The organism is Shinella sp. S4-D37, from assembly GCF_040812195.1.
Classification (GTDB): Bacteria; Pseudomonadota; Alphaproteobacteria; order Rhizobiales; family Rhizobiaceae; genus Shinella.
In genome coordinates this window covers 567154-584206 of the sequence record NZ_JBFNXL010000003.1, presented here as the reverse complement: position 1 = coordinate 584206, position 17053 = coordinate 567154, and the positions used below count along the sequence as shown (strand labels likewise).

16 protein-coding genes are annotated in these 17053 nt (G+C 67.1%); 6 read left to right on the top strand and 10 right to left on the bottom strand.

The annotated features are described in order from the left end of the window. The first annotated feature begins 5 nt into the window (after positions 1-5). Entirely contained in the window at positions 6-689 is a 684-nt protein-coding gene (locus AB3G45_RS06760; protein WP_367829831.1) for an aspartate/glutamate racemase family protein, read from the top strand. On the opposite strand, the gene pncB is transcribed toward AB3G45_RS06760, so the two are convergent. The 7 genes from pncB to AB3G45_RS06725 form a co-directional block, all read right to left on the bottom strand. Beyond that, on the bottom strand, positions 686-1990 hold the full coding sequence (gene pncB, locus AB3G45_RS06755) for a nicotinate phosphoribosyltransferase (protein WP_367829830.1): 1305 nt from the start codon (positions 1988-1990) through the stop codon (positions 686-688). The two genes, AB3G45_RS06760 and pncB, sit on opposite strands and share 4 nt — an antisense overlap. A 147-nt stretch (positions 1991-2137) precedes the next feature. Next, positions 2138-2632: a ferritin-like domain-containing protein gene (locus AB3G45_RS06750; RefSeq protein WP_367829829.1), complete on the bottom strand. Its 495-nt coding sequence runs from the start codon at positions 2630-2632 to the stop codon at positions 2138-2140. A 69-nt stretch (positions 2633-2701) separates the two neighbouring features. After that, on the bottom strand, positions 2702-3766 hold the full coding sequence (locus AB3G45_RS06745) for a DUF2218 domain-containing protein (RefSeq protein WP_367829828.1): 1065 nt from the start codon (positions 3764-3766) through the stop codon (positions 2702-2704). Continuing rightward, the gene (locus AB3G45_RS06740; protein WP_367829827.1) at positions 3763-4584 is read right to left on the bottom strand and encodes an ABC transporter ATP-binding protein; all 822 of its coding nucleotides are present in this window, start codon (positions 4582-4584) and stop codon (positions 3763-3765) included. The genes AB3G45_RS06745 and AB3G45_RS06740 overlap by 4 nt, the downstream gene beginning before the upstream one ends. Continuing rightward, complete coding sequence (locus AB3G45_RS06735; protein ID WP_367829826.1) at positions 4581-5615, bottom strand: FecCD family ABC transporter permease; 1035 nt, start codon at positions 5613-5615, stop codon at positions 4581-4583. Before AB3G45_RS06735 ends, AB3G45_RS06740 begins: the two co-directional genes overlap by 4 nt. 2 nt (positions 5616-5617) lie before the next feature. Beyond that, positions 5618-6661, bottom strand: a complete 1044-nt coding sequence (locus AB3G45_RS06730) for a FecCD family ABC transporter permease (protein ID WP_367829825.1) — start codon at positions 6659-6661, stop codon at positions 5618-5620. Continuing rightward, positions 6658-7650: an iron-siderophore ABC transporter substrate-binding protein gene (locus AB3G45_RS06725; RefSeq protein ID WP_367829824.1), complete on the bottom strand. Its 993-nt coding sequence runs from the start codon at positions 7648-7650 to the stop codon at positions 6658-6660. Before AB3G45_RS06725 ends, AB3G45_RS06730 begins: the two co-directional genes overlap by 4 nt. A gap of 290 nt (positions 7651-7940) precedes the next feature. Here AB3G45_RS06725 and AB3G45_RS06720 point away from each other — a divergent pair, with 290 nt between their 5' ends. Beyond that, entirely contained in the window at positions 7941-10070 is a 2130-nt protein-coding gene (locus AB3G45_RS06720) for a TonB-dependent siderophore receptor (protein WP_367829823.1), read from the top strand. Positions 10071-10076: 6 nt separating this feature from the next. On the opposite strand, the gene AB3G45_RS06715 is transcribed toward AB3G45_RS06720, so the two are convergent. Beyond that, on the bottom strand, positions 10077-10970 hold the full coding sequence (locus AB3G45_RS06715; protein WP_367829822.1) for a helix-turn-helix domain-containing protein: 894 nt from the start codon (positions 10968-10970) through the stop codon (positions 10077-10079). A 232-nt stretch (positions 10971-11202) separates the two neighbouring features. Between AB3G45_RS06715 and AB3G45_RS06710 the strand changes: the two genes are divergently transcribed. Next, positions 11203-11487 carry a hypothetical protein gene (locus AB3G45_RS06710; protein ID WP_367829821.1) on the top strand — a complete coding sequence of 95 codons (285 nt, stop codon included), beginning with the start codon at positions 11203-11205 and terminating at the stop codon, positions 11485-11487. 44 nt (positions 11488-11531) lie between these two features. Here AB3G45_RS06710 and AB3G45_RS06705 read toward each other — a convergent pair whose 3' ends face one another. Then, a complete protein-coding gene (locus AB3G45_RS06705; protein ID WP_367829820.1) occupies positions 11532-13337 on the bottom strand; it encodes a chloride channel protein in 1806 nt (601 codons plus the stop codon). A 182-nt stretch (positions 13338-13519) separates the two neighbouring features. Here AB3G45_RS06705 and AB3G45_RS06700 point away from each other — a divergent pair, with 182 nt between their 5' ends. Further along, a complete protein-coding gene (locus AB3G45_RS06700) occupies positions 13520-13939 on the top strand; it encodes a MarR family winged helix-turn-helix transcriptional regulator (RefSeq protein WP_367829819.1) in 420 nt (139 codons plus the stop codon). Between the two features lie 6 nt (positions 13940-13945). On the opposite strand, the gene AB3G45_RS06695 is transcribed toward AB3G45_RS06700, so the two are convergent. After that, on the bottom strand, positions 13946-14875 hold the full coding sequence (locus AB3G45_RS06695; RefSeq protein ID WP_367829877.1) for a LysR family transcriptional regulator: 930 nt from the start codon (positions 14873-14875) through the stop codon (positions 13946-13948). A gap of 171 nt (positions 14876-15046) precedes the next feature. On the opposite strand from AB3G45_RS06695, the gene AB3G45_RS06690 reads away from it, so the two are divergent. Next, a complete protein-coding gene (locus AB3G45_RS06690) occupies positions 15047-16255 on the top strand; it encodes an ABC transporter substrate-binding protein (RefSeq protein WP_367829818.1) in 1209 nt (402 codons plus the stop codon). Positions 16256-16270: 15 nt separating this feature from the next. Next, positions 16271-17053 (top strand): ABC transporter ATP-binding protein, encoded by a 783-nt coding sequence (locus AB3G45_RS06685; protein WP_367829817.1) that lies wholly within the window; start codon positions 16271-16273, stop codon positions 17051-17053.

Genomic DNA, 17053 nt, shown 5'->3' with positions numbered 1-17053 from the left:
AGAGCATGACCCCGCATATCCTGTTGATCAATCCCAACAGCTCCGAGGCCACCAGCGACATGATGCACGCCATCGCGCTGACCTCTGCGGCCGGGCGCATGGCGGTGAAGACCGCCACCGCGCGCCGCGCCCCGGGCATGATCGTCACTCCCGGGCAACTGGCCGCCTCCGCCGCTGAAGTGGTGGAACTCGGCACCGCGCACGGGCGGGATTGTGCGGGGATCATCGTCAGCGCCTTCGGCGATCCCGGCCTTGCCGAGCTTCGCCGCAAGGTCGCCGTTCCGGTGGTCGGCATCTGCGAGGCCTCGATGATCGAGGCTTCGCAGGGCGGCCGCGCCTTTTCCGTCGCCACCTCGACGCCCGACCTGATCGAGGCCATCGACCAGCGGGCGCACGATCTCGGCCTTGCCCATCTCTATCGCGGCATCCGCTGTACCGAGGGCGACCCCGTCGCCCTTGCCGCGGACCCGGCGCTTCTCACCGAGGCGCTGGCCGGGGCGGTGCGGGCCTGCATCGAGGAGGACGGCGCGGAGGCCGTCATCATCGGCGGCGGTCCGCTCGGCCAGGCGGCCGAAAAACTCCGGCCCCGCTTCGACCAGCCCGTCCTCGGCCCGATCCCTTCGGCGGTCGAGCGCATCCTCGGCCTGATCGAGGAGGCCAGCGAGGCTCCGCAGGCGGTGGAAAACTAGACCTCGACCGGCCGCGCATCCTCGGCCTTCGTGCCGAACACCCGGCGATACCGCTCGATCTCGGCGGGATTGCCGGTCGCCTTCAGGGGATTGTCCGAAAGCTTGACCGCCGGCCGGCCGTTGGCGCTCGTCACCTTGCAGACGAGCGAGATCGGGTCGAGGCCGCTTCCGCCGTCCGGATCGCAGCCGCGGAAGTCGTTGGTGAGGTTCGTGCCCCAGCCGAAGCTCATGCGCACGCGGCCGAGGAAATGCCGGTAGGTTTCCTCGATCGTGTCGATATCCATGGCGTCGGAGAAGATCAGCAGCTTTTCGCGCGGATCGCGCCCCTTTTCCTGCCACCAGCGGATGATCTGCTCGCCGCCGGCGATCGGCGGCGCGCTGTCGGGGCGAAAGCCGGTCCAGTCCGCCACCCAGTCCGGCGCCTGCGCCAGGAAGGCGGCGGTGCCGAAGGCATCGGGCAAGGCGATCAGCAGGTTGCCGTTGTAGTGCTGGCGCCATTCCTCCAGCACCTGGTAGGGCGCGGCGGCGAGCGCCGCATCGCTTTCGGCCAGCGCGGCGGCGACCATCGGCAATTCGTGCGCGTTGGTGCCGATCGCCTCGAGATCGGCATCCATGGCGAGCAGCACGTTGGACGTGCCGATGAAGCGCTCGCCGAGCCCCTCCTTCAGCGCCTCCACGCACCAGCGCTGCCACAGGAAGCCGTGCCGGCGGCGGGTGCCGAAATCGGAGATGACGAGATCGGGCAGGTGGCGCAGCCGCTCCACCTTCTCCCAGAGCCGGGCCTTGGCCCGGGCATAGAGCACATCGAGCGAGAACAGGCCCTTGTCGCGCATCGCCGCGCGCGACTTAAGTTCGTTGATGATGACGAGCGCGGGGATTTCCCACATCGTCGTGTGGGTCCACGGCCCGTCGAAATGCAGTTCGTATTGCCCGTCCACCTTGCGTAGTTCGTAGTCGGGCAGGCGGAAGGCGGCGAGCCACGCGATGAAATCGGGACCGAACATGCGCGCCCTGCCGTAGAAGCTGTTGCCCGCCAGCCAGATCAGCTCCTTCTTGGTGAAACGAAGCGACCGGGCATGGTCGAGCTGGGCGCGCAGTTCCCCCTCGTCGATGATCTCGGCGAGCCGCACGGTCTTCGTCCGGTTGATCAGCGAGAAGGTCGCCGAAACGTCCGGATGCAGCTGCCGGATCATCTGGAGCATCAGCAGCTTGTAGAAATCCGTGTCGAGCAGGCTGCGCACGATGGGGTCGAGCCGGAAATTGTGGTCGTATGTGCGGGTCGCGAAATCGGTGACGGCCATCCGGCTCCTCCTGAACGATGCTGGGCACGGATATAGCGCACCGCCGATCGCTTCGGAATGCTTCTGTGGCCTTGCGAATGGAATCCGAAGGTTATCGGCCGGCGAAGCGGCGTAAGGCGCAGGCTTCGCCGGCGATGCCGTATGCCGCTAGGCGGCCTTGGACCGGGCCGTCGTCCTGTTGATCGTGGTCACGGCCAGGTTGGTGAGCTTGTTGTTGGTCGCCTTCTCCTGGTCGAGGATCTCGCTGAGAAGCTTGTGCGCCTCGTCATGGCCGAGATCCTTCGCCCATTCGCGAAGCGAACCGTAGCGGGCGATCTCGTAGTGCTCGACGGCCTGGCAGGCTGCGAGCAGGCCGGCATCGAGCGCCGTCCCTTCCGCTTCCTCCATCAGGCCGTCGGCCTCCTTGATCAGCCCTTCGATCGCGTCGCATTTTTCGCCGGAGGCCTTCTTGCCGATCGACTTGAACACCTGGTCCAGCTTCTTGATCTGCTCCTTCGTCTCCGCAAGGTGCTCCTCGGCCGCCTTCTTCAGTTCGGCGCTCTTGGCCGCCTTGGCGACCTTCGGCAGCGCCTTCGTGATGGCGTTCTCGGCATAGTAGACGTCCTGCAACGTGTGCTCGAAAATATCGGACAGTGATTTCATCATAGGTCTCCTCTTGCGCAATATCGCGCCGAAGAAACAGACGAGCGGGGAATTCGTTCCGAATCGCCGTCAGCTATTCTCCCGCTCCCAGTACCAGGCGGCGTAGGTGCGCTTGCGGTCGTGGCCGCGCGTCTTGAGGAAGGTGCGGATGCGCCGGACGTCCTCCCGCTCGCAGGCGATCCAGACGAAGGTTTCCTTCTCCACGCCGGCGAGCGCCTCCACCGCCGCCTGGGCGAGCACATTCACGGCGCCGGCGGGGTAGCTGGCGCGGTGCAGCCAGCGCACGTCGAGCGTTCCGGCGGTCGGCAGCGGCTGTTCCTCCGCGGCATCCTCCACCTCGATGATCGCCCGCATGGTCGTGCCGGCCGGCACTTCGGCGGCGATGCGGGCGATGGCGGGCAGGGCGCTTTCGTCGCCGGCGAAGAAGATGGTTCCGGCCTGCGGCAGGTCGCCGCCGCCAGGCCCGAGCAGGGCGAGCCTGTCGCCCGGCTGCGCGTCCCGGGCGAAATCCGCCCCGGGTGTCGCGACGCCGGGGGCGGGATGCTGGAGGAAATCGACGGAGAGTTCGCCGCGTTCGGCATCGACGGCGCGGATCGTGTAGACGCGGACGACGAGCGCGTCCTCGCCCTCCGGCCACGCAATGCGGCCGTCGTCGCGCAGGCCCGGCCAGACCGGCGTCCGGCCCTTCGGCGGCACGAGCAGGCGCACATGCATGTCGCCGCCGACGAACGGCTTCACGTCGGCGCAGGCAAGGACGACGCGCCGCATGTGCGGCGTCACGTCGAAGGCCGAGACCACCGTCACCTCGTGCAGGTTGGCCAGCCGCGTGCGGGGGGCAGGCGCCGACCAGGTGAGCTCGAACGGATCGTCCCCGGCGAAGTAGAACAGGTGCTCGGCGATGACCGTGCGGCTCATCTGCAGCGCCGCGTCGCTCGGACAGGCAAGCTCGATGAGCAGCCGGCCGCCGTCGAGGCGCATGTGGGCCGTGCCGATCTCGCTCGTCAGCGTCGCGGTGTCCGCCGTGCGCTGCACCTCGGCGTGCTCGATGAAATGTTCGCACACCTCGTCGAGCATCTTCGAGGCATCCTTCGGCAACGCGACGCCGGTGAGCTTGAATTGCGGAAGGGCGTTCATGCGGGCTCCTTGATGGCCGGGGAAATCATGCGGTGGCGGCCGATCGGCAGCATGGTCGGCCGGCCCGAGGTCGGGTCGGTGATGATGCGGCTCTCCAGGCCGAAGACCTGCCGGACATGCTCCTGGGTCAGCACGGTCTCCGGCGGGCCGGCGACATGCAGCCGGCCCCGCGTCATCGCGACGAGGTGGTCGGCATAGCGCGCCGCGAGGTTGAGGTCGTGCAGCACCATGACGATGGTCGTGCCGCGCGTCTGGTTGAGGTCGGTCAGAAGGTCGAGCACCTCGATCTGGTGGCTGATATCGAGGAAGGTGGTGGGCTCGTCGAGCAGCAGGAGGTCCGTTTCCTGGGCGAGCGCCATGGCGATCCACACGCGCTGGCGCTGCCCGCCGGACAATTCGTCGATCGGCCGTTCTGCAAGGTCGTCGGTCTTCGTCGCGGCCAGCGCGGCGGCGACCGCCTCGTCGTCCTCGCGCGTCCAGCGGGAGAAGACGCCCTGGTGCGGATGCCGCCCGCGGCTGACGAGGTCGGCGACGGTGATGCCCTCGGGCGCGATCGGCGATTGGGGCAGGAGGCCGAGCGTACGGGCGAGCTCGCGCGATGGTATGCGGTGGATCGCCTTGCCGTCGAGCAGCACCTGGCCTTTCCTCGCCGGCAGCAGCCGCGACAGGGTGCGCAGCAGCGTGGACTTGCCGCAGGCATTCGCCCCGACGATGACGGTGATCCTGCCCGGCGGCACGGCAAGGTCCAGCCCGTCGAGGATGAGGGTTTCGCCATAGCCGGCCGAAAGGCCGCTGGCAAAGAGCGTATGCGATGTCATAGGGAGCCTCCGGACCGGTTGACGCGCACGATCAGGAAAATCAGGTAGGGCGCGCCGAGCGCCCCGGTGACGACGCCGACGGGATAGCGGCTCGGCAGCAGGAACTGCCCGCAATAGTCGCCGACCAGCACGAGCGCGGCGCCGGTGAGCGCCGCGGGAAGCAGCAGGGAACCGTTGTTGCCGACGATGCGGGCGGCGATAGGCCCCGACAGGAAGGCGACGAAGGCGATCGGCCCCGATATCGCGGTGGCGCTGGCGATCATGCCGACGGCGGCGACCATGACGAGCACGCGCGTTCGTCCGACGCGCACGCCGAGCGCCGCGGCCGTGTCGTCGCCGAGCCGCAGGGCTTCGAGATCCCGGCCGCGGGAGAGCAGGAGCCCGCCGAAGACGAGGAGCGCCGCGAACAGGGGCAGGGCCTGGTCGAGCTGCGCGCCGTTGACGCTGCCCGTCAGCCAGCGCAAGGCCTCCTGCAGGGTCCAGGCGGGCGCGGTCGACAGGATATAGGCGATGACGCTTTCCAGCATGGCCGACACGCCGATGCCGACGAGGATGAGCCGCGTGCCGGCGACGCCGTTGCGGAAGGAGAGGGCGTAGACGAGAAGGGCGACGCCGAGCCCGGCGGAAACGGCGAGGATCGACACGATTGGCCCCGACAGACCGAGCACGACGATCGCGAACACCGCCGCCGCGCTCGCCCCCCAGCTGATGCCGATGATGTCGGGGCTCGCCAGCGGATTGTGCAGCATGATCTGGAAGGCGACGCCGCCGAGGCCGAAGCTGAGGCCGGCGAGGATGGCGAGGAGGGCGCGCGGCAGCCGGAGCTGGCCGACCGTGAAGGCGACGCCCGGCACGTCCTCGCCCGTCAGCGTGCGGAAGATCGCCTGGGGCGGGGTGAAGGACTGGCCGAGCAGCAGGGTCAGCACGAAGGCGGCGGCAACGACGGCCAGCAGGAGGCCGATGACGCGGCGGTGCCGGTGCGCTCGGCGCCGGCGGTTCAGGACGATGGTGTCGACGAGGGGCGCGAGCATGGTCAAAGGTCCCGCACCCGCTGGCGTCGGACGATCCAGATGAAGAACGGCGCGCCGATGAGGGCCGTCACGATGCCGACGTCGAGTTCGGCCGGCCGCGCGACGATGCGTCCGGCGATATCGGCGGCGATCAGGAGGCAGGCGCCGCCGAGGGCGGAAAAGGGCAGCAGCCAGCGATGGTCGCTGCCGGTGAGCAGGCGCACGAGGTGCGGCACGACGAGGCCGAGAAAGCCGATCGGGCCGCAGACCGCCGTCGTTGCGCCGCACAGCAGGATCGCGCCGAGGGCGGCGACGGCACGGGTCGTGGCGACATGTTCGCCGAGGCCGGCGGCAAGCTCGTCGCCGAGGGCGAGCGCGTTCAGCTTGCGGGCGCAACAGAGGCTGACGACGAAGCCGGCGGCAAGGAAGGGCAGCACCGGATGGATGCGCTCGAAGGTCGCCCCGCCGACGCCGCCGATCTGCCAGGCCCGCACGCCGCCGGCAATGTCGGCACGCGGCAGCACGACCGCGATGACGAGCGAGGAGAAGGCGACGGAGGTGGCCGCGCCGGCGAGCGCCAGTTTCAGCGGCGTCGCCCCGCCGCGCCCGAGCGAACCGATGACATAGACGAAGACCGCCGCCGCCCCGGCGCCGAGGATGGCGGTGAAGATATAGGCATAGGCGGTCTCGATGTTGAACCAGGCGACACCGATCACGACCGCGAGCGAGGCGCCCATATTGACGCCGAGGATGCCGGGATCGGCGAGCGGATTGCGCGTGACGCCCTGCATGATCGCGCCTGCAAGGCCGAGTGCGGCTCCCGCCAGCAGCGCCAGCAGCGTGCGGGGAATGCGCATGGCCACCGCCGCCTCGCCGATCGTCTCGGCCCGGCCGCCGAGCGCCGCGACGATATCGCCAAGCCCGACCTCCCGCGTGCCGATCGCCACCGACAGCGCCATCATAACGACGAGCGCGGCGGCGATCAGCAGAAGCCACAGCGCGCGCAGGCGCCGAAGGCGCCCGGCGGGCGTGGAAACGCTACGCAAGGCGGCGGCGTCAGGCGTCATTTCGCCTTCCCGGCGGCTTCGGCGAGCAGCGCGACATAGTCCTTCAGCACCCAGGAGATCGACAGCGGCGTCGGATTGGCCGCAGTGCCGACCGGGTCGCGGCCGAGCATGACGAGCGCGTCCTTGCCGACGGCGGGCATGCGCGAGAGCAGGAGATCGGCCTTCACGGCGTCGAGCAGCGGCATCCCGCCGTAGCTGACGACGATATCGACGTCGTCGAAGGCGTCGACCTGCTCGGCGCTGACGCTGGCGGCGAACTGCCCCGGCTTCGTCGCCTCCAGCACGCTTTTCGGCGAGGCGAGCCCGAGATCGGCGAAGAATTTCACGCGCGTGTCGTTGGCCGTGTAGAAGTTCACGGTGCTGAGGTCGGTCGCGTCGAGATGGGTGACGAAGATCGCCGACGTGCCCTTCAGCGCGGGATAGCCCGCGACCGTATCGGCGATCTCCTTTTCGATGCGCGCGATCAGCGCCTCGCCTTCCGTTGCCATGCCGAGCCCGGCGCTGTTGAGCCGGATCGTCTCGCGCCAGTCGGTCGACCAGGCCGATTGCGGATAGGCGACGACGGGCGCGATCTGGCTCAGCGTCTCGTAGTCCGCCTGGCTGAGGCCGGAATAGGCGGCGAGGATGACGTCGGGCTGCACGGCCGCCACCGCCTCGAAATCGATGCCGTCGCCTTCGTCGAACAACACGGGCTTTTCACCGCCGAGCGCCTTCAGCTTCTCCGCCACCCAGGGCAGCAGGCCGTCGCCGTCGTCATCGCCGAAATTGGCGGCGGCAAAGCCGACCGGCACGATGCCGAGCGCCAGCGGCACTTCATGGTTGGCCCAGGCGACGGTCGCCACGCGTTCCGGCTTCTTCGCAATCGTCGTCGTGCCGAAGGCGTGCTCGATGACGATGGGATAGGCGGTCCCGTCGGCCGCGCCGGCCGCCGTCGCGATCCAAAGGCAGGCGGTAAGAAGGATCAGGGGAAAGCGCAAAAGCCGCGACATCGGCGAAACCCTCCGGGGTGTTTAAAGTGGAGTTTCCGTTTCAGGTTCATTGGGCGGCGTCAAGGCGAAGGCGGGCCTTGCGCGGGGAGAGCGGCGAAGTTTCCGGGGTTTCGTACAAAACCATGGAAATGTACAATACTGGACTATACGTCTCAAGTTATTGCCGATTCAAGGGACAGTCGCATCGGCCTGAGGGGGCTTGGGATGCGCGGGGATTATCCTCGTTCCGGCTGGCTTTCGGCGGACCTGCCGCGTGCCGGCGAGCGCAACTTCAATTTCTGGAACAGATGATGGACATCAAGATGACCGGCGCCGACACCCGACAGCCTCTCACCCGTCTGAGGACCGCGGTCCTTCTCGGCTGCACCGCGCTCGTCGCCCTTGGGCCGGCGGCCGCGCGGGCCCAGCAGGCGGACGCCGGCACCACCACGGTTCTCGAGACCATCACCGTGGATGGCAACGGCACGGCGACCGGCGACAATGACGCGAAGTCGATCGTCGCGAGGAAGACGACCGCCGGCGGCCGGATGGCGACGGAAATCCTCAACACGCCCGCGACGGTCTCCGTCATCACGGCCAGGGAGATCCAGCAGCGCGGCGCCCAGACCGTCGAGGAGGTGTTGCAATACACCGCCGGCGTCACCACCGACTTTTACGGCTCGGACGATCGCTTCGACTATTTCAAGATCCGCGGCTTCGACGCGATGCTCTATCGCGACGGGCTGATCCTCGGCCGGCCCTTCGGCGGCGTGCGGGAAGAGGCCTATGCCTTCGAGCGCGTCGAGGTGCTGAAGGGCGCGAACTCCGCGACCTTCGGCGTTTCCGATCCCGGCGGCGCGGTGAATTTCGTCACCAAGCGGCCGAAAAGCGAAAAGTTCGGCGAGGCCTATGTCACCGGCGGCTCGTACGGTCGCAAGGAGGTCGGCTTCGACTTCGGCGACAACCTGACCGAGGACGACACGCTCTCCTACCGCTTCACCGGCAAGCTGCGCGATGCGGACGCGGAATACGACCATTCGCGCGACGACGAGAAGTTCTTCATGGGCGGGCTCACCTGGCGGCCGACGGACGCCACCAGCCTCACCATCGTCTACGATCACCTGAACAGGGACGGCGTGCCCGGCAGTGGCGGCCATCCGGTCGGCACGGATTTCGACCGCAGCCGCTTCTTCGGCGAGCCCGGCTACAATTATCGCGGCACCGACCGCGACACGGTCAGCGTGATGTTCGACCATGATTTCGGCTCGGGCCTGACCTTCGGCGCGAATGCGCGCTACAGCAAGGCGGACACCGATTTCGGCTATGCCTACATTTCCGCGACGCCGACGGACGGCTCGACGACGGCCTCGCGCGCCTTCTTCGGCAACGAATCGTCCAGCCGTCAGTTCATCATCGACGCGCATCTGCAATACGAGGCGAGTTTCGACGCGGTGGACAGCCGCACCCTGGTCGGCGTCGAATACAACGACATGGAAGGCGAGGACGACACCTGGTGGGGCCCGGCGCCCGGCATCGACTGGACGAACCCGGTCTATACCGGCCGGCCGGCCAACCTGCCGCTGATCGTCAGCAGCCGCAGCGACCAGACCGGCAAGGCGCTCTACATCCAGCAGGAACTGACCTTCTGGGACAAGTTCATCGTCACCGCCGGACTTCGGAACGACTGGCTCGACCTCAGCGAGACGAACAGGCTGACGGGAACGACGAGCGAGGGCGACTTCAGCGAACTGACGAAGCGGATCGGCCTCACCTATCGCCTGACGGATGAGATCGCACCGTTCGTCAGCTACGCCGAATCCGTCGCGGCACCCTCCATCGGCATCGAGCCGGAGCGCGGCGAGCAGATCGAGCTTGGCGTGAAATACCAGCCGGACGCCTTCCCGGCCCTCATCACGGCGTCGATCTACGACCTGACGAAGAACAACATCACGCGCACCAATCCGGCGACGAACCTGCAGGAGACGATCGGCGAGGTGCGGGTGCGGGGCCTCGACCTGGAGGCGAAGGCGGAACTGACGCCGAACTGGAGCCTGACGGCCGGCTATTCCTATCTCGACGCCGAGATCGTCGAAAACGGCACGGCGGGCAACGAGGGCAACCGGCCCTATCATGTGCCCGAGCACACCGCCTCGCTCTGGGTCAACTACACGCTCGAAGGCGACGGCAAGCGCGGCGACATGACCTTCGGCCTCGGCGGTCGCTATATCGGCTCCTACTACTTCAACGACGCCAACACGGTGAAGACGGGCAGCAACTTCGTCGTCGATGCGGCCTTCAGCTACAAGGTGTTCGAGAACACCTCCTTCGAGGTGAACGTCTCCAACCTCTTCGATCGCAAGCATGTCGACTACGGCGGCTTCGGCGCGGATTTCTACAATCCGGGCCGCGCGATCTCGGCGACGCTGCGCCAGACCTGGTAAGGTCGGTCAGCGGGCCTGCTGCACCCGCCGCCAGGCGGCGGGTGTCTCGCCGGCGATCTGGCGGAAGGCCTTCGTCAGGTGCGCCTGGTCGGAGAAGCCGAGCTGGGCGGCGATGTCGGCAATGGTCAGGTCGCTTTCGACGAGCAGTTTCTGCGCGAGGTCGATGCGTTTGCCGAGCTGCCATTGCAGCGGCGTCTTGCCGGTCGTCTGCTTGAAGACGTTGGCGAACCAGCTCTCGGAGAGGCCCACCGTCTCGGCCATCTCGGCGACGGTCAGGCGGCCGTCGCTGCGGGCGTTGAGGCGGGCGGCCAGCCGGTTCATCTGCGCCTGGGTGAGCCGGCCGTTCTGCGCCTCGCCGCCGATATCCTGGATGTCGAGCAGGCCGCTGACGATGGCGCCGACCAGGCTTTCCGCATAGAGCGCGTGTTTCGTCGGTCCCGACACTTCGTCGACCAGAAGGCTCGCCAGCGTCTCGATGGCGCCGACATCCTGGATCTCCACCGGGCGGCGCAGCGCCGCGAGCGCCGCCGACGTGCCGACCGTCGGCGACAGGAAGCGCAACATGCGGTCCTTGTGCAGGTGCAGGTCGAGATGGGAGAAGCGGTGCGCGGCGGTGAAGCTCGTCCAGAGCGGCACGCCGGCCGGCACATAGACCGCGCGGGTCATCGGCCGGGAATACTCCGTCATGCCGCCTTCGCGGTTGGTCATCCGGATATGCGAGGACACGTCGTTGAAGAAGATCACGATGCGCGGGTCGGGCGAAAGATAGTAGCCCCGCGCACCAAGATGGCCCTCCGCGTCCCAGAAGACGCCGACCAGACCGTCGAGGCTGCGCCATTTCACGGGCGCGAGCACCTTGATGCCGTCCGTATGGCAGGTCATTGCGTGCTGGTAATTCACCGTTCGAAACCATCCCTGTTGCGAGCCGTGCGCGTCTGTCACCATGCGTTTAAGGCCAAGCGGCGGGCGATGACAACCGCAATTGGGCAAGAGCCGCCCGCGTGAGAAAAGATGATTAAAACTATCATGTTTTTTCGATGGAGCAAGCTGCCCCGGACGCGGCCCGCGAACCATCTTGATTATATATCGTAATACGATATAATTTCCCGGTGGCAACCGTGGAGGGATCGCAATGTCCGCAGACCTGGCAACGTTGAAGACCGAGCTTCTCGAACTGGACCGACAGCTTCAATTGGCCGCCCATCAGGCGGGTGAGGGGGGCGAGGCCGTGCAGTCCGGGCAACTGGCGGTGCTGAAGCAACGGCTCGACGACCGCCTCGCCACGCTCGACGGCAGCGCCTGGCAACTGCTTCTCCTGGAGTGGCGCTACGATTTCGTGCTGCTGTTCGACCAGATCCGCCTGTGGATGGCCCATGTCGACGCCAATTTCAGCAGCGGGACGTCGCCGAAGGCGTAATCGGCCTCCACAGGCAGAGGGGCCTGTAAGCTATCGCCCCGCCCTCAAGCGCCCGTCTTCTTCGGCCCGAGATAGGGCTTGCGCTCGTTCTCGCTGGCATTGGCGGCGTGGCGGAGACGCAGCAGGTCCTTGCGCGCGACGAGGCCGAGGAGGCGGCCGGTTTCGGGATCGACGACGGGGATGCGGCCGACATCGGTCGCCAGCATCAGGTCGGCGACATAGCCGATCGTATCCTCGGGATGGGCGACCGGAACCGAGGTGTCGGAGACGCGCTCGTCCAGGCTCTGGTCGGCAAGCGCCGGGTCCTGCTGCCAGCGCAGGGCATCGCCGCGCGAGACGACGCCTTTCAGCATCCCGTCGCCGTCGACGACCGGATAGATTCTGTGCGTGCGCTCGGTGGTCGCGAAGAAGGCGGCGGCGTCGCCGACAAGCATTCCTGCCGGAAGCGTGTCGACCTTCTCGATCATGATGTCGCGGGCGCGGGCATATTCGAAGGGATCGATGCCGTATTCGCGGGTGATGTGCTGGCCGCGGCGGGCGATCTTCTCCGTCAGGATCGAGCGGCGCAGCAGAAGAACCGTCACGGCATAGGCGGAAATCGTCGCCGCCAGCAGCGGCAGCATGCTCGACACGTCGCCGGTGAGTTCGACCGCGAAGAAGGTGCCGGTCAGCGGCGCCCGCATCGTGCCGCCCATCATCGCGGCCATGCCGAGCAGCGCCCAGAAGCCCGGATCGCCGGGAAACACCAGCCCGACCAGCCAGCCGAGCGCGCCCCCCAGGATGAGCAGCGGCGCAAGCACCCCGCCCGACGTGCCCGACGACAGCGATACCAGCCAGATGGCGGCCTTCACCAGGAGGATCGTCAGCACGGCCTGCGGCAGCAGGCGGTTGTTCAGGAGGCTGTCGATGACGTCGTAGCCGACGCCGAGCGCGCGCGGCTCGATGAGGCCGCCGAGGCCGACGGCGATGCCGCCGATCGCCGGGCACCACATCCAGTGGATCGGCAGCGCCTCGAAGGCGTCCTCGATCCGGTAGAGCAGCGTCGTGAGGAGGCCGGATTGCAGGCCGGCGACAATGCCCATCAGCGCGCAGAGGCCGATGCCCCACCAGGGCAGGTCCACGTTGAACCGCTGGGGAAAGAGCGCGCCGGCCTCGAACAGGAAGGGCCGCCAGCAGGCGGAGATGCAGGCGGCGAGCGCGACGGGAATGAAGCTGCGCGGCTTCCATTCGAAGAGCAGCAGTTCGACGGCGAGCGTGACGGCGGCGATCGGCGAGCCGAAGATCGCGGTCATGCCGGCGGCCGCGCCGGCCACGAGCAGCGTCTTGCGCTCCGCCGCGCTCATGTGGAAGCACTGGGCGAAGAGCGATCCGATCGCCCCGCCGGTCATGATGATCGGCCCTTCCGCGCCGAAGGGGCCGCCCGTGCCGATGGAGATCGCCGAGGACAGCGGCTTCAGCACGGCGACCTTCGGCGACATGCGGCTTCCGCCGATGAGGATCGCCTCGATGGCCTCGGGAATGCCGTGGCCGCGGATCTTCTCCGATCCGAAACGCGCCATCAGGCCGATGACGAGGCCGCCGATCGCCGGCGTCGCGACCATCCACAATGAGCGGGGCGCGTCGGCGGGCGAGGTCGCGGCAAGGCTGAACTGTCCGAACCAGGCGAGGTTGGTGACGAGCGCGATCAGGCACACCAGCAGCTTGGCGGCAAGCGCGCCGCCGGTGCCCACGACAAGCGCCATGCCCATCAGCGCCAGCACGCGCCGGTCCGTCGTGAAGTCGCCGGCCTCGCGCCGGGCAAGGCCGCCCGTGAAATCGTGCGGCCGGTGGTGGGGTTTGGTTTGCGGCATGGCTTTCCCGTCGATGCTCAGATGGAGGCGGGCCGAAAATACATCGTAGTACGATATAAATCAATAGGCCTCGCCGGCGCAGACGGACGGTCGATTGCTCCTAGCCCCCGGCGCTGTCCTGGGGTAAGCCGGTCGACGGCGCGCCGGGGCGGGCCGGTTGCGGGAAAGCAGGAGCTGCGAGAATGTCGAAGGATAGGCTGAGCGACGCCGATTACGAGGCGCTCTCGAACCTGCGCTACACGTTGCGCCGCTTCACGGATTTCAGCACCTCGGCGGCGCATCACGAGGGGCTTCCCGCCCAGCAGCACCAGGCGCTGCTGACGATCCGGGGGCATCGCGAGGAGGAGCCGATGACCGTCGGCAGGCTCGCCGAGCGGCTGGTGATCGCGCCCCATTCGGCAACCGAGCTGGTGGGCCGGCTCGTCGCGGCCGGCTATGTCACGCGGCATGCCGATCCCGCGGACCGCCGCCGCCAGACCCTCGCCCTGACGGACAAGGCCGATGCGATCCTCGAAAGGCTGACCGCCATCCACCTCACCGAGATCCGCGAGATGGCGCCGCGGCTGATCGACATCCTTCGCGCGTTCGACGTCACGCGGTAGCCGCTCTCACCGCCGGCTTTCGTCGTCGAGTTCGCGAAGGAAGGAGGGCATGTTCGCGCGGGCGATCCTGAACAGGAAGTCGATCACCATCTTCACGCGCGGCACGTTGCGCAGGTCGTGGTGGCAGATCAACCAGTAGGTGCGCCGAAGCTCGACCTCGTCGGCAAGCACGATCTGCAGTTCGGGATGCTGCTTGGCGACGAAATGCGGCAGGATGCAGAGGCCGAGATCGTTCCGCGTCGCCGTCAACTGGGCGAAGATGCTGGAGCTCTGGAAGCGCGCCTTGATGCCGGGATGCACGTCGCCGAGATAGTCGAGGCCCGGCGCGAAGATCATGTCCTCGATATAGCCGATGAAGGGGTGCTGGAGCAGCTCGTCGCGATTCTGGACCGGGCCGTTGCGTTCGAGGTAGCGGCGGGAGCCGTAGACGTGCAGGCTGTAGTCGGCGATCTTCTCGCAATCGTAGGGGCCGGCCTTCGGCGGGTCGAGGGACACCGCAAGGTCGGCCTCCTTGCGCGAGAGCGACATGATCTGCTGGATCGTCACCAGTTCGAGCGCGAGGTTCGGATAGCTCGCCGAGAAATCGTGCAGCTGGTGGGTCAGGAAGAAATTGGCGAAGCCTTCGGGCGCGCTCATGCGGATCACGCCGCGCTGGGCGGTGGCGCCGCCGGAGATCTCCGCCTGGAGCCTGTCGGCCTCCGCCTCGATCTTTTCCGCCGTGTCGACGAAGCGCTGGCCCATCGAGGTCAGGACGTAGCCGCGCGGATTGCGCTCGAACAGTTTTACCTTCAGCGCGAATTCCAGCCGGTCGATGCGGCGCGACACGGTGGCGTGGCTCGTCCTGAGCTGCCGCGCGGCCGTCGACAACTGTCCCGTCCGGGCGACCGCCAGGAAGTACATCAGGTCGTCCCAGGTGAATTGCGTATAAGCAGATATGGGCGCCTCCTCTGTTCAAAAATGAACAGACCCTGTTTGCAATTAATTTCAGACGGCCCTTGCGTCAATCGGACATTTTGGGAAACTAGCGGCGGGAGGGTCGCTGTCGGGAGAACGGTCGGCCAATTTTTGAACAGAACCGCATTTCAATTGATCTCGGGGAGGAGATACATGCGTAACAGTCTCATTGCGTCCACAGCCATCCTGCTCACGATGGGCACGGCCGCTGCCGCCGCCGACATATCCGACGGCAAGGTCAAGATCGGCATTCTCAACGACCAGTCCGGCGTCTATGCCGATTTCGGCGGCAAATGGTCCTACGAGGCGGCCAAGATGGCCGTCGAGGATTACGGCGGCAAGGCGGGCGGCGCGCCGGTCGAAGTCGTCACCGCCGACCACCAGAACAAGGCCGACATCGCCTCCAACATCGCCCGCCAGTGGTACGACACCGAGCAGGTCGACAGCATCATGGAACTGACGTCCTCGTCGGTGGGCCTCGCGGTCCAGGCGCTGTCCAACGAGAAGAAGAAGATCACCATCAATACCGGCGCGGCGACGACCGAACTGACCGGTGAGCAGTGCACCCCCTACGGCTTCCATTGGGCCTACGACACCCACTCGCTTGCGGTCGGCACGGGCGGCGCGCTCGTCAAGCAGGGCGGCGACAGCTGGTTCTTCCTGACGGCCGACTACGCCTTCGGCTATTCTCTGGAGGAGAACACGGCGAACTTCGTCAAGGAGAACGGCGGCTCGGTGGCCGGCTCGGTCCGCCATCCGCTCGGCACGACGGACTATTCCTCGTTCCTCCTGCAGGCGCAGTCGTCCGGCGCCAAGGTGATCGGCCTTGCCAATGCCGGCCTCGACACGGCCAACGCCATCAAGCAGGCGGCCGAGTTCGGCATCGTGGCCGGCGGCCAGCGTCTTGCCGCGCTGCTCTTCACGCTCGCCGAAGTCCATGGCCTCGGCCTGGAAGCGGCCCAGGGCCTGACGCTCACCGAGGGCTTCTACTGGAACCGCGACGAGGAATCGGCGGCCTTCGGCAAGCGCTTCATGGAGCGGACCGGCCGCATGCCGAACATGGTCCAGGCCGGCACCTATTCCGCCGTCACCCAGTACCTCAAGGCGATCGACAAGGCCGGCACGGACGATGCCGACGCGGTTTCCAAGGCGCTGCATGAAATGCCGGTCGACGACATCTTCGCCAAGAACGGCACCGTCGCGGCGAACGGCCGGATGATCCACGACATGTACCTGCTCGAAGTGAAGAAGCCGGGCGAAAGCGATGTCGCCTGGGATTACTTCAAGGTGCTGGCGACCATCCCCGGCAAGGACGCCTTCATCGATCCGGCCAAGAGCGGCTGCGCTCTGGTGAGCCAGTAGGGTCCGGGCGCAAATATGGCTATGTCTGAACGACAGACGCAGCCGGAACCGCGGGTGGTGCTCTCCGCCCGCGGTCTCCGACGCGATTTCGGCGGCTTCTCCGCGGTGAAGAACGTCGATCTCGATGTGTATCACGCTCGCGTCCACGCCCTGATCGGGCCGAACGGCGCCGGCAAGACGACCGTCTTCAACCTCCTGACGAAGTTCCTGCAGCCGACGTCCGGCACGATCACGCTGCTGGGAACCGACATCACCAACATGCAGCCGGACAGGGTGGCCCGCATGGGCCTCGTCCGGTCCTTCCAGATTTCCGCGGTCTTCCCGCATCTGAGCGTCCTGGACAATGTCCGCGTGGCGCTGCAGCGGCCGAACAACCTCGCCACGCAGTTCTGGAAGCCGATGGCGTCCCTGAACCGCCTGAACGCCCACGCCGACGAACTGATTTCCATGGTCGGCCTCGACCGCTGGCGCAACGGCATCGCCGCAGACCTGTCCTACGGCCGCAAGCGCGCGCTGGAGATCGCCACCACGCTGGCGCTCGACCCGAAGGTGCTGCTTCTGGACGAACCGATGGCCGGCATGGGGCAGGAGGACGTCGGCGTCATCGCCGGCCTCATCACCGAGCTTTCCAGGGATCGCGCCATCCTGATGGTCGAGCACAACCTCAAGGTCGTGGCCAATATCTGCCATCACGTCACCGTGCTGCAGCGGGGCGAGATCCTGGCCGAGGGCGACTATGCCGCCGTCAGCCGGAACGAACAGGTCCGCGTCGCCTATATGGGCACGGAGGAGGCCTGA